Origin of the sequence: Hymenobacter puniceus (genome assembly GCF_014333525.1) — a bacterium.
Taxonomy (GTDB): domain Bacteria; phylum Bacteroidota; class Bacteroidia; order Cytophagales; family Hymenobacteraceae; genus Hymenobacter.
Genome location: NZ_JACSCX010000001.1, coordinates 189,328 through 203,724, shown reverse-complemented (window position 1 = coordinate 203,724; position 14,397 = coordinate 189,328). Strand labels below are relative to the sequence as shown.

The window sequence follows — 14,397 nt, the reverse complement described above, 5'->3', positions numbered from 1 at the left end:
CAGATTTTAGGAGAGGTTTTTAGTAAACCTGAGCCTTTATACGGTACTCCTGAAATAGGTTGCTGTAGGTGGTCAGATTGTGCTGCTGAAGCCAAGCAGAACAGTACGGCGGTAACCAAGCAGAACCGTAAATGAGCTTACGGCAGCAGTAAAGAACTGTCACCGTAGCTCAGGAAGCGGTAGCCGTTAGCCAAAGCATGGTCGTACACGCGGCGCCAGTCAGGTCCGAGCAGCGCCGCCACTAACAGCAGAAGGGTACTTTCAGGCTGGTGAAAATTCGTGACCAAACCCTGAATGAGGCGGAAGCGGTAGCCAGGCGCAATCAGCAGTTGGGTAGTGGCGTGCAGCACATCCTGCTGCTGGGCGTCGAGGTGTTGGAACAGCGCCTGCAGCGCGGCGGCGGTAGGCAAGTCGGAGCCCGGTTCGTAGGGCTGCCACTGGCTTACATGCGGCGTACTATCCGTTGGGAGCAAGCCCTGGGCAGCCTGCACACCCAACCAGTACAAGCTTTCCAGGGTACGCAGGCTGGTGGTGCCTACTGCAATAATCGGCTGTGGGGCATGATGCAGCAGCTGCTCCAGTACTACTCGGCTCACGCTGATGGGCTCGCCGTGCATGGCGTGGCCGTCCATGCGGTCGGCTTTCACGGGCTGGAAGGTGCCGGCACCTACGTGCAGCGTTACGCGGGCCTGCTGCATGCCGTAGTTGGCTAGTTCGGCCAGTACGGCATCAGAAAAGTGCAGGCCGGCGGTGGGGGCCGCTACGGCGCCTTCGTGGGCCGCATACACGGTTTGGTAGCGCACAGCGTCTACGGCGGTATCGTCGCGGTTGAGGTAGGGCGGCAGGGGCAGGTGGCCAGCGCCGCGTAGCACCTCGGCAAACGGCAGCGTGGTGGGCTCCCAGCTGAACCGAATCAGCGAATAGCCCTCGGTAGTGGCTTCCAGCCGTTCGGCCGTGAGTTCAGCTGGCTCACCCAGTGCTTCAAACTCGAGCAAGACTGGTCCGGTTTTCCAGCGCTTGCCGTTCCCAACCAGGCATTTCCAGACGCAGCTTCCGGTTTGCTGCATGGCCAACTCCAGGGTGCGGTGCGGCGCTACTGGCTCCAGGCAGAATAGCTCGATCTGACCGCCGGTGGGCTTGTGGCAGAACAGGCGTGCCCGCACCACTTTGGTATCGTTAAAAACCAGCAAAGAGCCCGCCGGTAGCTCGGCAGGCAACTCATGAAACGTTCGGTCCTCAATAGCGCCCTGCCGGCTTACCAGCAGCCGCGACTGGTCGCGCTGGGCCAGCGGCTCCGGGGCAATGCGCTCGGATGGCAGCTGGTAGGTGTAATCGTGGATGGAAATCTGGCGCGGGTCGGGCAAAGAGGTCGGCATAGCCGCAAAGGTAGCGCAGGCTTCAGAATGGGCCGTATGCTACCAACAATTGCATTGTGTGCATTGGCGCAGTGGGGTGCTCTACTTTTTGCGCTGGAAGATCAGTAAATGCTGCTGCGGGAGCGTCCGGCGGTTTTCCACGAACTCCAGGCCGGTGACTTCCACTTCCTTGCGGGCCTGGGCCTCACTCATTTTATGGATGCGCTTGATGGGCACGTTAGGGTCTTCGGCGCGATACTCTACCAGCGCCAGCCGCCCCCCCGGCCGCAACGACTTATAAATCGACTGCATCATCTCGCGCGGGTGGTCGAACTCGTGGTATGCATCCACAATCAGCACCAGATCTACACCTGCTGTCGGCAGGTTGGGGTTTTGCACGGTGCCGAGTACCGGCTGCACATTAGGCGCCTTGTTGCGGGTTTTGTTGTCGCGCAGATACTCAATCATTTCCGGCTGAATATCCACGGCCAGCACCTTGCCTTTAGGTACTAGCGGACTAATGCGGAACGAGAAGTAGCCAGTGCCGGCTCCAATATCCGCTACTACATCGGTCGGCTTGAGCTGCAGCTCACGCAGCAGAATATCGGTGCCTTCTTCCTGCTGCCGGTCGTTGCGTTCCAGCCAGTCGGCGCCTTCGTGGCCCATTACGTGGGCAATCTGGCGGCCCTGGTAATACTTGCCAATGCCGTTGGGGTCCTGTGGCGCGCCCATGCGGTAGCCGGAGGTATCGGGCGTTGCCGACTGATTCTCCAGCAGCCTGCGCTCTGCGCTCATGGCCGCAGAGCTTTCCATGGGTGTTTGGGTGCAGGCTGTTGGCAGCAGCAGAACAAATAGGAGAGCCGCCTGAAATAAAGGGTAAGGAGTCATACGCACAGGTGCAAATAAACTGTGTTCCGCTCAACAAACCAGTTGGTAGAAGCGTTCGGCGTCATTTGGTACTCTGGTGGAGTAACCATCAAAGTGGCGCTAATGCTGTTTTAACGCGTGTTTTTTTCGCCTACTTCTGGTTTGTATCGTACAAAGTCCGTTCTTAACACTTTCACCAACCCTCCTACTACCCATGAAGCACCTCTTCAATCATCTGCCCAAGCTGGCTGCTGTTGCCGCCATTGCCCTGAGTATGAGCAGCTGCAACCGCGCCGAGTATGCCATGCTGCCCAAAACCACGCCGTATCACGCCACCTATCATGGCACTGCCAAGGCTAATCCGGCCCCGGCTGTTGCCACCGAAACAGTAGCAGCTGCTGAGGCCCCGGCTGCTGTGGTTGAAGAAAAAGTTGCACCTGCCACGGCCACTGCAGTGGTAACACCTGCGGCCTCTGCTGCTACGTCGGCTGCGGCTGATAAACCTGCTACGGTAGCCACAGCTAAAGCTGAACCAGCTACGGCGGCCCCACAAAAGTTGCGTCTGGCCGAGCGCGTGGCGCTCAATAAAGTGGCCAAGAAGCTGGACAAATATGCGCCTAAGCTGCAGATCAAGCAGAAAGGCGAAACGGCAGAAGCCAATGCTATCAGCGGCAACCTGCGCACGGGTATCATCCTGTTGCTGATTGGTTTGCTGGTGTCGCTGTTCAGCGGTATCAGCGGTATTTTTGGCCTCGTTGGTGGCATCATTGCCATCATCGGCTTGATCTTCATCATCCTCTGGCTGCTCGATGAGTTGTAGCATTTAGATTTTAATGACGCACAAAAAAGCCCTTCCAGCATGCTGGAAGGGCTTTTTTGTGCGTCAGGTAGCCTTGTTGATGCTATATTTCAAGCGTCTTGTTTGTGTGGGCAGGAATAATGCTTTCTTGCGCTGTATTCTACTGAATTACTATGAAAGGATATTCGCTAGTAACGTTGCTAAGTGCAGTATTTCTATTAGGCAATTGCCAGAGTCAGCAGGCTTTTCTGTTTCGGCCAACTGCCAAAATGTATTCATCAGTAACGGCGGATGTACGCGAGCCACTGGTACCTACTCCGAAACCTAATGCTGCACCAGCTCCTGAGCTGACAGCCGCCCTGCCAAAGCAACCTGCCTGGGACAAAACCAGGAATGGTTACGAGCAGCCATCACCCCGTTTATTGCCACCTGCTCCCCAAGTTTTGACACCCGATACTGCAGTAAAAGCAGCGGCATCACCGATTTCGTACAGCAAACCCGATCCGGCAACTACCGTAGTAAATAGCATTGGCGGTGCAATAACCGCAGTAGGACTGGGAGTAGCAATTGCCAATTCCGGCGAAGCTCCCCAAACAGAGTGGGGTGGATTAGGGCAAGCTATAGGTATTCTGGGAGGGTTGATATTGGCTCTGCTAGGCCTCGGGTTGCTTTTCTTTCAGGGGAAGAACGGTCGCCTCCGTCGTTTGCGTGAGTCCCGGAAAGCCGCTTTACTACCTGCTCCAGATCAAAGCCCGAACCTAGCGCCAGAATCCGCAAGCCCTAATAACCGTGCAAGTCAAAAGCAAAAAACAGGGTTTCGCCTGATGATAGCTGGCGGAGTACTAGGGCTGTTGGGGTTGCTGGTTAGTGGCTATTTCCTGTTTCTGCTCCCTGTAGCCGTGATAGTGTTGTTGGTCGGTGCAGTCATGTCCATCATCGGCGTATAGCAGGCAAGTTATTGGCTCAGTGCCTGCCGCTACATTGGGTCTACGTCGGCCACGAAACGAGCCTGCTTGTAGTCTTTCTGGTCACGGATCAGGTTGATGGCGTCTAGGATATCGGCTTTGGCGGCCCGCAGTACCGTATGCTCGCGGCTGAGTTTGATGGTGATTTCCTGCAGATAGAAGTTGCGGATGCGGAAGATGTATGGCGCTTCCGGCCCCAGCACGGCCTCACGGCCCAGTCGTTCTACCAGTTCGCCGGTGAGCAACATAGCAGCCCGCTCGCACAGTAGTTGGTCCATGTGCTTGACGGTGAGCCGAATGATGCGCATGAAGGGTGGGTAGCCATGCTCGCGCCGCTGCAGGATTTCGTACTCGTAGAACTCCAGGTAGTCATTGCGAATCACCTTGTCGAAAATCACCTGCTGCGGGTCGGCAGTCTGAATGATGACTTTGCCTTTTTTGCCCTTGCGGCCCGCCCTTCCGCTCACCTGCACAAACATCTGGAAGGCCCGCTCATGCGCCCGGAAATCGGGATAGTGAATGATGCTGTCGGCGTTGATGATGCCTACCAGGCTCACGTTGGCGAAATCGAGGCCCTTAGTGACCATCTGGGTGCCCACCAGCACGTTGGTGGCTTGCTGCTCGAAGTCGCTGATAATCTGCTGGTAGGAGTTTTTAGCGCGCGTCGTGTCGAGGTCCATGCGCTGCACGTTGGCCTGGGGCAGCATCACCTTCAGGTCGTCCTCAATCTTTTCGGTGCCAAAGCCCACGGTTTTGATGTTGCGCGAGCCGCAGGCCGGGCACTGCACCGGCATCCGGTCGTGGTGGCCGCAGTAGTGGCAGCGCAGTTCGTGGGCCTGCTTGTGGTAGCTGAGGCTCACGGCGCAGTTGGTGCACTTCGGTATCCAGCCGCAGTCCAGGCAGTTGATGAACGGCGCGTAACCGCGGCGGTTCTGGAATAGAATCACCTGCTCTTTCTGGGCCAGCTTGCTTTCCATTTCCGCCATCAGCTCGGGCGTGAAATGGTTGAGCAGCGTTTTGGCTTCGCGGGCCTTGCGGGTGTCTACCAACTCAATTTCGGGCAGGCCGGCCTCGCCGTAGCGCTTGGTGAGGCTCACGAGGCCGTAGCGGCCGGTGCGGGTCTGGTAGTAGGTTTCCACCGAGGGCGTAGCCGAGCCGAGCAGGGTTTTGGCGCCCTGGAAGTTGGCCATCATTAGGGCTACCTCACGGGCATTGTAGCGCGGGGCGGGGTCGTACTGCTTGTAGCTACTCTCGTGCTCTTCATCCACAATCAGCAGGGCCAGGTTGTCGAAGGGCAGAAACACCGAGGAGCGCACGCCTACCACCACCTGAAAACGGCCGGAAAGCACACCGTTCCAGACTTCCACCCGCTCGTTGTCGGAGAACTTGGAGTGGTACACGCCCAGCCGCGAGCCGAACACGCGCATAAGGCGGGTCACAATCTGGGCAGTGAGGGCAATTTCGGGCAGCAGGTACAACACCTGGCCGCCGCCGTCCAGCGCCTGCCGGATCAGCTCGATGTAGATTTCCGTTTTGCCAGCGCCGGTCACGCCGTGCAGCAGCACAATGTCCTTGGTGTTGAACTGGTCCAGGATGTCGTCGTGGGCGGCTTGCTGAGATTCGCTGAGGCGAAAGTGCATGTTGGCTTCGGTGGCATCATCCAGCGGAAACCGTGACACAATCACGTCGAACTGCTCGAGCACACCGTTTTTGATGAGCGTATTGACGGCCGACGGCGACAGGTGCGGAGCAGAAGTGAGGTAGGCTTTCTCGATGCCGTTGTGGTTGGCGTGCTCGTTTTGGTACACGGGCACCTTTTGCAGGTAGCGCATCAGCACATCGAGCTGCTTGGCGCGGCTGGCCAACTGCGCAAACAGGCCTTCCAGCGCCGCCTCGGCTACGTAGTGATGGGCCAGCCGCACTTTCTTGACCACTTTCGGCGAGTACTTGTCGGCCAGATGCTCGAACAGGAAGATAGTTTCCTTATGCATCAGGCTCTTGATAACCTTGTGGAAAGACGCAATGCCCAGCACGTCGCCCACTTCCGTGAACGTCATCGACTTGCCTTCCTCGCCGTCCAGCAAGGCCGCCACCACTTTCTGCTCCTGCTCGCTGAGCGGATACCGGTCGGCCTCGTCGGTGTTCAGCCACACTGGATGCAGCTGCACGCGGCTCTCCGAGTTGAGCTTGAGGGCGGCCGGCAGTGCGGCATTTATCACCTCGCCCAGCGTGCAGAGGTAGTAGTCGGCCATCCAGCGAAACAGCTTGAGCTGCGGCTGCGTCACGACGGGTGTTTCGTCGATGAACTCTAGGATATATTTGGCCTGATAGTCTTTGGGTGGCGTTTCGTGCACGGCCGCCACAATGCAGCTCAGGGTGCGCTTGGCCCCAAACTGCACAATCACGCGCCCGCCAATCACGACCTGGTCGTTCAGCTCGAAAGGCACGCGGTAGGTATAGAGCCTGGGCAGCGGCAGCGGCAGAATCACGTCGGCGAAGAGCGTAACCCGGTCGGCGGCCGGCTCCGGCTGCAACTGAACAAAGTCGAACGTAAGACTCAAAGGGAAATCAATCAGAAAGCGAAAGGTAAAGATACACGCTAGCCCGGCGCGGTGCTGCAGAAGTTGCGGTTACAGCTGTGCCAGTGCCTCGGCCACCGAGTGCACCGGCCGCTGACAGGTTTTGCTGAAACACACATACAGCGTGGTGCGCCCCTGCAGGGCAGTTCGGCCTTCCAATAGCGGTAGCGTGCTGCTGGTGGTAGTGCCCGCCACCACCACGTTGGGCAAAAAGTGGCGGCCCAGCTCCTGGCGGTAGGCTTCAGCGTCGGGGCCGACGATGGCAATTTCGGCGGTGGGCTGTAGCAGAGTGGTGTAAAGCATAGCCCAGTTGGCCGCAGCTTGTGGCTGCTCTGCCACCAGCTCCTGCACCCGCTTCAGCATAGCTGCGGCTAGCTCAGTGTACGCTGGGCGCGCCAGATGCAAGCCCAGCCGGTGCAGGTTGTGGGCCATTACAGAGTTAGACGAGGGTATGACATTGTCGATCAGTTCTTTACTGCGCGCAATCAACTGCTCACTCCGCGCATCGGTGTAGAAAAATTGCTCTTCTTCAGCGTCAAAAAAGCGGCTGAGAGTAAATTGAGTTAGCTGCTCGGCTTCTTGCAGCCAACTTTCCTGAAAAGTAGCTTCGTAGAGGCTGATGTACGCCTGAATCAGGAACGCATAATCATCCAGAAAGCCTATAATGGTGGCGTGGCCGCGCTGATAACTGTGCCACAAGCCGTCTGCGTGCCGCACATTGGCTTGCAGAAACCTGGCATTTTGTAAGGCCAGCGCCAGAAAATCCGGCTCAGCAAAAGCCCGGTGCGCATCCAGCAGCCCCTGCAATAAAAGGGCGTTCCAACTGGTCAGGATCTTGTCGTCGAGGGCGGGGCGGGGGCGTTGAGCACGGGCAGCCAGCAGCTTCTGCTTCCAGCTTCGCACCAACTCAGCTACTACAGCAGGCTGTAGCTGGTGGATTTCCGCAAATACTTCTGCTGTCTGGCGGCGGTGCAGGATATTGCGCCCATGCTCCCAGTTGCCAAGCGCTGTACAGCTGTAGTAGGCTGAGGCTAGTGGCTCTTCGTCGCCCAGGATATGCTGTAGCTCCGCAGTGGTAAAAACGTAAAACCGACCTTCTTCCCCCTCACTATCGGCATCCAATGACGCATAAAAGCCACCTTCGGGGCTGGTTAGCTCCCGCTGCACAAAGGCTACTGTATCATACACCACTTCCCGCAACAATTCGTCGGGTTGCACTTGGTAAGCTTCAGCGTACAATCTGAGCAACTGGCCGTTGTCATAGAGCATTTTCTCGAAATGCGGAGCCAGCCAATCTTCGTCCACTGCATAGCGCGCAAAGCCGCCGCCTACCTGGTCGTAGAGGCCACCCCAGGCCATATGGCGCACCGTGCGCATGGCCTGAGCCAGCAAGGCCGTGGTGCCGGTAAGGTGGCTGCCACGCAATAGCAGCTGCCACACGCTAGGCATAGGAAATTTAGGTGCGCCCAGCAGACCTCCTTTTTCGAGGTCGAACCGGGCGGCTATCTTTTGCAGAAAGGTGGCTAGTTGCTCGAAGGAAAGCAGGTCAGTTGAAGGCGCAATCCGGTATTTCTCCAGTTCGCTGACGCGCAGCACCTGTGCAAACTGTTCGGCTGACTCGTCTAGCTCCTGGCGGTTTTCGGTCTGGTAGGCTTGCCCGATGCTGGTAAGCAGCTGCAGCCAACTGCCGCGCGCGAAGTAGGTACCTCCATAAAACGGTTTGGCTTCCGGAGTCAGGAAAACATTCAGCGGCCAGCCACCCTGTACGCCCATAGCATGCAAGGCGCCCATATACACTTGGTCGATATCGGGGCGCTCTTCCCGGTCTACTTTAATGCACACAAAATGCGCGTTCATGGCCGCCGCTACCTGTGGGTCTTCAAACGATTCCCGCTCCATTACGTGGCACCAATGGCAGGCGGCATATCCAATGCTTACGAGGATGGGTTTTTGCTCTGCCTGGGCACGTTGCAAAGCCTCTGGGCCCCACGCGTACCAATCCACGGGGTTGTGCGCATGCTGAAGCAGATAGGGGCTGGTTTCCTTCGCCAGACGGTTGGGGGCGGCAGCTGATGACATGGGCAGGGGGGAAGGTGAAAAAACAAAACCCGGCCACTAGTGGCCGGGTTTCGAGTGACAAGGGTTTATTGATCTGCGGGCGTATCCGGCTTCTTTTTAGAACGAACTGGTGGAGTAGGCTTTTTAGCCGCTGCCTTTTTGGCTGGTGCCGCCTTCCCGGCCGCTGCTGCTGTCTTTTCAGCGGCTGGCTTTTTGCTCGTGGCTGCCTTACGAACTGGAGTTGGTGGAGAAGCAGCAGGCGCAGCCGCCACCGGCACTTCAGCAACCGGCGCTGCTTTTGGCGCCGTCGGCGGTTTGCGGGGTGCCCGTGCGCGGGTTGGTTTTGCTATATGGGGCTGCTCAACTACAGGTGTTGCTACTGCGGCTGCAGTTGTTGCCTTGCGAGCAGGCGCCCGGCGCGGCGTGGCTTTCGCCTTTTTTGCCAGCGCAGGCTGGCTGCTTTCACTCCCCGCTGACAATGTATCAGCTGCTGATGGGGCTGCTGCCACCTCTGTTGGAATAGTGGAGTCCGGCTCCGATACTAAGGAAGCAGCCTCCTGTGCTGGCAGTATTGGAGCCGCCGCTACTGAAACAGCGGCCCGCGCAGTTAGCGTAGCCTTGCCCGATTCTGTTAATCTGCCTGATGCACCGGTGCCAATTGTTACCGGAATAGCAGGTTCTGCTTTCACTGGCATCTCCGCCGCACTTTCTGGCTGCTTGCCCTGTGGCTGACTGCCTGGTTCTGCCTGGGCCACATATAATGGCTTCAGACGAGAGCCTGCGCGGTGAGGTTTGCGCAAGGCGTCGGCCCGCTTTTCGCTTGCCGAGCGGCCAGTGCGAGCCGGGCGTTGTGTGGCGTCAGTTTCCACAGCACCTGTATCCGTTGTGGCAACTGCCTCTTCAAATACATCAGCAGGCTGAGGTGTCGGGGCAGTTGAACTCATTGGCGACACTGCAGGTGCAGGCTGCTCAGAAACATCCTCGGCAGCTGGCGACGAACTGGTAGAAGATTCCGTTGCCGTAGTGTCTTCTGCATGTTCCGCTGCCCGAACATTCTGCTGGTCCCGTCCACGCCCGCGCCGCGAGTTGCGTTTGCGGCGTTCCATTGCTGTCTGCGGTGCCATGTCCGGATCAGCTAGGATAGACACTGCCGGAGCAGCAGGAAGTGGGGTGGACGCCTCATGCTGGACGGAAGCTATTGGCTGCCCGTCAGCATTCACAGCCGTTACCACTGCCGTCCCTTCCTGCGCAGCTAATTCAGCGGCTAAGCGAGCTGCATGCTTTTTCTTGTTGCGTTTGGCCCCACCACGGCTGCGGCGTTTTTTCTTAGGCGCTAACCCATCGAGTATGGCAGCGGTGTCGGTTTCAGCTGTAGCTTCCGAGTCTTCGTCGTTGCTATCCTCGGCCGCGAAGCTGTCTGGCGCTGCCTCGTTCCGAATCGATTCAAATTCTTCGAACTCTTCTACCTCTTCCACTTCCACAGGCGCCACCAGAACTGGCTTGGCAGGAACGGGAGCCGCATATGTTCCAATATCAATTCGCTCTTCCCCATCGTCTTCCGGCGCCGGTTCAGGCTTAACAGTGGGCACAGGCAGATTCTGCAGCTGATGCCGAATTTCCAGCAACTCCATCCGTACGTCGGCCTGCGAAGCCAGCCGCTCTAACCGCGCCAGCGTGCTTTCCAGAAACTGGCGGTGTTCGGGCGCCGCGGCATACAGCGGGCGGTGGCTCAACGCCTGGCGTACAGCTTCCCATTCTCTGCGGAAGCGGCCAAAGCCGGCATCGAAGTAGGTGCGGGCAAACCGCTCCCAGATATAGTCTTCGGCTACTTTGGAAGGATGCAGCATGTCCTCCGCGTAGAAGCGGTAGTCGCGCAGATCGTCCAATAGCAGTTCGTAAGCCGGAAAGTAAGATACATCGGGCAGCAGCTCACTTAGGTAATGGCAGGCCACTCGGAGCACCGATTTACTTACAGCATTCAGTGGCAGCGTGTCCTTGGCGTGGCGCACAGGGCTTACTGTCAGGATAAAACGCAGCTTGGGGTTGTGCAGGCGCAGATATGCGTGTGTTTCTGCTACGGCGTTAATCAACTCATCGGGCGTCAGCAGCTCTTTGTCGAACTTCTCGGCGGGCAGCTTATGGCAGTTGCTTACCAGTTCGCCGGTTTCCTTGTAGCGGTACACCCAGGCTGAGCCCAGCGTCAGTACCACCACGTCGGCCGTTGCTACAAATACGCCCGTGTCGCGCAACAGCTGCTGCAGCTGCTGCAGCAAGTCCACCGGCGACTCTGCCCCAATGGTGGAATGCAAATCCAGGCTTTGCCAGCGGCCCCGGGCTTCCACGAGGTGCTGCTGCCAGTCTTGGTCTTCGCCGGCGGCAGCTCGCAGCAAGCGGCACGCTGCCAACGGATTAAAGACAGTGCCGAACGGATTAGCCAGCGTCGGCACCTTATCGGCGGCCAGGCGCGAGCCAATGCTTTCCGAGAAGCAAGAGCCTATCGTCAGCACGCGCGCGGAAAGCGGCAGCTGGTGGGGGTGCGGAGGTAGCGGTAATTCAGTGCGAAACATTCCTAAAAGATACGGCCAAATCAAGCCAACGGACGGGCAACCTACTCAACATCGTGCGTTCAACCAAACACACAAAGGCAGAGCACTTGTTTCTGCCGCGTGAGCAGGAAGTAAACAAACAGGTAAAAAAAAGGCCCGACTGTACAGACAGCCGGGCCTTTCTTCAGAAGAATGAGCTTATTCAGCTACCACGTTGAAACGCACTTTGTGCTTCACTTCGCGGTGCAAATCCACGGTAGCCGTGTATTCGCCTACCGAGCCGGGCTCCTGGTCGAAGGAGAGGCGCTTGCGCTCTACATCGATACCTTTCGCCTTCAGAGCATCGGCCAGCTGCAGCGTGGTTACGCGGCCAAAGATTTTGCCGCTTTCCCCCACTTTTGCCGGAATATCCAGAACTACATCACCGATTTTGTCGGCAATAGCCTGTGCGTCGCCTTTCACTTTGTCAGCCTTGTGAGCAGCCTGACGGATGTTTTCAGCAACGATTTTCTTATTGGTCTTGTCGGCCAGGATGGCCAGACCCTGCGGGAGCAGGTAGTTGCGACCGAAACCAGGCTTCACCGTTACGGTGTCGTTCTTATAGCCCAGGCCCTTTACGTCGTCTTTCAGAATTACTTCCATGTCTTTATTGAGTTGTTAGCTGTTGGTTGTTGGTTGTTGGTACATGTGCTGGCACAAGACCGTTAACTGACAACTGACAACTAAACACTGACAACTTATTTCAACGAGTCGGTTACGTAAGGCATCAGCGCGAGGTGGCGGGCCTTGGCCACAGCCTGAGCCACTTTGCGCTGGAACTTCAGGCTGGTGCCCGTGATACGGCGGGGCAGAATGCGGCCCTGCTCGTTCACAAACTTCAGCAGGAAGTTCGGATCCTTGTAATCAACATACTTGATGCCGTTTTTCTTGAAGCGGCAGTACTTCTTGCGGGTATCCTGCTTGTGGATACGTTCGTTGGCGAGACTCATCTTCTTAGGCTGACTAGGCAACTGCTTCTGACTGTTTAGCTTTCTGCTGATTCATTTCGCCTTTACGACGACGCTCGGCGTAGGCTACTGCGTTTTTGTCCATCACCGTGGTGAGGAAGCGGATGATTCGCTCGTCCCGGCGGAACGCAAGTTCCAGCGTGTCTACGATGTTGCCTGAGCCAGTAAACTCCACGAGGAAGTAATAGCCAGTGTTTTTCTTCTGAATCGGGTACGCCAGTTTCTTGAGGCCCCAAGCTTCAGTGTTGATGATGTCGGCGCTATTTTCCTTAAGCACCTGCGAGAACTTCTCGACCGTCTCTTGCACTTGGCTCTCGTTCAGAACGGGAGTCAGAATGAAGACCGTCTCGTAATTTCTTACTTCCATTACGACGGGGTGAAATTGTGATGTGAAAAAAAATCAATGAGCCGGCAAAGATACGCTTTTTATCCTATTGTTGGTGCTGTCAGCTAGAATATTGCTACCACCCTTAGAAGGTTTAACAGCTTGTTTATCAAGAAGCAAACCTTATAAGAAGGCAACAGTTATCTAAAGAAGAAAGGGAAAGCACTGAGCAGTAAGCTCACGTCAGCTATATACTAAGGAGTAAGTATGCCCTTTTAGAATCCTTCTAAGCAAGCTGCACAGGGCGAAAATTAGCCCGAACCGGTTTGTTCTCTGGGTTTCCCGACCTACATTTGTGGCCTTGAAGCACCCCCCGCGTTTCTTTTTTCCAGTCAATTTGTGCTATGAATAGCATCCGACTTCGTCCCCTTTCCCGCCTCTTTCTCGCTCTTTTCCTGACGTTTGCTGCCGTAGGTAACTCTTCGGCGCAGGACGTTGGGTCGGCTCCGGCCGTGAGCAAAGAAGGCGTGGCACCCGGCGCTACGGCTGCCGCCACTCCCGCCACGGCGGCTGCTCCCGCTGCTGGCGGTGGCGACGCCGCTGCAATTGCTGCCGGCGACGCCCTCTTTAAAGGCAACTGCGCCCAGTGCCATGCCATCAACGACGTAGTAGTTGGTCCGGCGCTGGCCGGTATCACCAAGCGCCGTCCGGTATCCTGGTTGATTCCGTGGATCAAAAACTCCAGCAAAGTAGTAGCCAGCGGCGACGAGTACGCCGTGAAAATCTACAACCAGTACCAGAAGCAGCAGATGCCCAGCTTCCAGCTGAGCGACACCGAAATCACCTCGATTCTGGCGTACGTTACTTCTCAAGAAGGTGTACAGACTACTACTACCGGTATTAAGCCCACTGATGGTGACAAAGCCGCTATCGATGGTACGGCTGCTGCCAATGGTGAAGCTGATGGCGGTAAGTACATGGACATCCTGCTCATCGTATTGGTAGTGGTGCTGATTGTGCTGGTGGTAACGCTGGTTATCATTGCCAACATCATGAAAGACGTGCTCCGCGGCCGTAAAGACCTGGATGGTCGGGACGTAGAGGTGCTGGAGCAGCGCACCGACTGGAGCAAGCTCTACAAGTCGCCGGTGTTGCGTGGTATTGCTGGTGTAGTATTCGTGCTGGCCATCCTTTACACCTCGGTGCAGGGCGCCATGGGCGTGGGCCTGACCCAGGGCTACCAGCCTACGCAGCCGATTGCCTTCTCGCACAAGCTGCACGCCGGTGAAAACCAGATCAACTGCGCTTACTGCCACACTTCGGTGTACAAGAGCAAGTCGGCCAACATTCCTTCGGCTAACATCTGCATGAACTGCCACTCGCAGATCAAAACAGAGTCGCCGGAAATCAAAAAGATTTACCGTGCTATTGAGCGCAAGCAGCCTATTCAGTGGGTGCGCGTGCACAACCTGCCCGACTTGGCGTACTTCAACCACTCGCAGCACACGCAGGTAGGCGGCATTGAGTGCCAGACCTGCCACGGTCCTATCCAGAACATGGAAGTAGTGTACCAGTATTCGGCCCTGACTATGGGCTGGTGCATCAACTGCCACCGCGAAACTCCACTCAACACGAAGGGCAACGGCTACTACAACAACTTGGTGAAGCTGCACGACAGCGCCAATGGTGCCGCTCCTTTCACAGTGTCGTCGAACGGCGGTACGGAGTGCTCGAAGTGCCACTACTAATCGTCTGATTGAATCCTGCGGCGCCGGAATGACTATCTTCCCGGCAGCGCAGGATTCTCCGCCGAAAAGCCCTTAAAAAAAGCCTTCAACTTGCGGGCTGTGCTGCGTCAGAAAACTAAGACTCACGCCTGCAAGACCCTAAGTCCCC

General features: G+C 57.0%; 11 protein-coding genes. 3 read left to right on the top strand and 8 right to left on the bottom strand.

Annotated elements, in window-relative coordinates; translation table 11 throughout:
* Positions 1–137: 137 nt before the first annotated feature.
* Positions 138–1,376, bottom strand: coding sequence for an S-adenosylmethionine:tRNA ribosyltransferase-isomerase (locus H8B14_RS00840; protein ID WP_187313740.1), 1,239 nt, complete (start codon positions 1,374–1,376; stop codon positions 138–140).
* Positions 1,377–1,457: 81 nt separating this feature from the next.
* The gene (locus H8B14_RS00835; RefSeq protein WP_187313739.1) at positions 1,458–2,168 is read right to left on the bottom strand and encodes a class I SAM-dependent methyltransferase; all 711 of its coding nucleotides are present in this window, start codon (positions 2,166–2,168) and stop codon (positions 1,458–1,460) included.
* Between the two features lie 268 nt (positions 2,169–2,436).
* On the opposite strand from H8B14_RS00835, the gene H8B14_RS00830 reads away from it, so the two are divergent.
* Both H8B14_RS00830 and H8B14_RS00825 read left to right on the top strand, forming a co-directional pair.
* Complete coding sequence (locus tag H8B14_RS00830; RefSeq protein WP_187313738.1) at positions 2,437–3,042, top strand: hypothetical protein; 606 nt, start codon at positions 2,437–2,439, stop codon at positions 3,040–3,042.
* A gap of 152 nt (positions 3,043–3,194) precedes the next feature.
* Positions 3,195–3,968 (top strand): hypothetical protein, encoded by a 774-nt coding sequence (locus H8B14_RS00825; protein WP_187313737.1) that lies wholly within the window; start codon positions 3,195–3,197, stop codon positions 3,966–3,968.
* Positions 3,969–3,997: 29 nt separating this feature from the next.
* On the opposite strand, the gene priA is transcribed toward H8B14_RS00825, so the two are convergent.
* From priA to rpsF, 6 genes are all read right to left on the bottom strand, one after another.
* Positions 3,998–6,547 (bottom strand): replication restart helicase PriA, encoded by a 2,550-nt coding sequence (gene priA, locus H8B14_RS00820; RefSeq protein ID WP_187313736.1) that lies wholly within the window; start codon positions 6,545–6,547, stop codon positions 3,998–4,000.
* 69 nt (positions 6,548–6,616) lie between these two features.
* A complete protein-coding gene (locus H8B14_RS00815; RefSeq protein WP_187313735.1) occupies positions 6,617–8,644 on the bottom strand; it encodes a thioredoxin domain-containing protein in 2,028 nt (675 codons plus the stop codon).
* 65 nt (positions 8,645–8,709) lie between these two features.
* The gene (locus tag H8B14_RS00810; protein ID WP_187313734.1) at positions 8,710–11,190 is read right to left on the bottom strand and encodes a GSCFA domain-containing protein; all 2,481 of its coding nucleotides are present in this window, start codon (positions 11,188–11,190) and stop codon (positions 8,710–8,712) included.
* A gap of 177 nt (positions 11,191–11,367) precedes the next feature.
* On the bottom strand, positions 11,368–11,811 hold the full coding sequence (rplI, locus tag H8B14_RS00805; protein ID WP_044016618.1) for a 50S ribosomal protein L9: 444 nt from the start codon (positions 11,809–11,811) through the stop codon (positions 11,368–11,370).
* A 95-nt stretch (positions 11,812–11,906) separates the two neighbouring features.
* Positions 11,907–12,158 carry a 30S ribosomal protein S18 gene (gene rpsR / locus H8B14_RS00800; RefSeq protein ID WP_022822548.1) on the bottom strand — a complete coding sequence of 84 codons (252 nt, stop codon included), beginning with the start codon at positions 12,156–12,158 and terminating at the stop codon, positions 11,907–11,909.
* 13 nt (positions 12,159–12,171) lie between these two features.
* Complete coding sequence (gene rpsF, locus H8B14_RS00795) at positions 12,172–12,543, bottom strand: 30S ribosomal protein S6 (RefSeq protein ID WP_187313733.1); 372 nt, start codon at positions 12,541–12,543, stop codon at positions 12,172–12,174.
* Between the two features lie 362 nt (positions 12,544–12,905).
* Here rpsF and H8B14_RS00790 point away from each other — a divergent pair, with 362 nt between their 5' ends.
* Complete coding sequence (locus tag H8B14_RS00790; protein WP_187313732.1) at positions 12,906–14,249, top strand: c-type cytochrome; 1,344 nt, start codon at positions 12,906–12,908, stop codon at positions 14,247–14,249.
* Positions 14,250–14,397 lie beyond the last annotated feature (148 nt).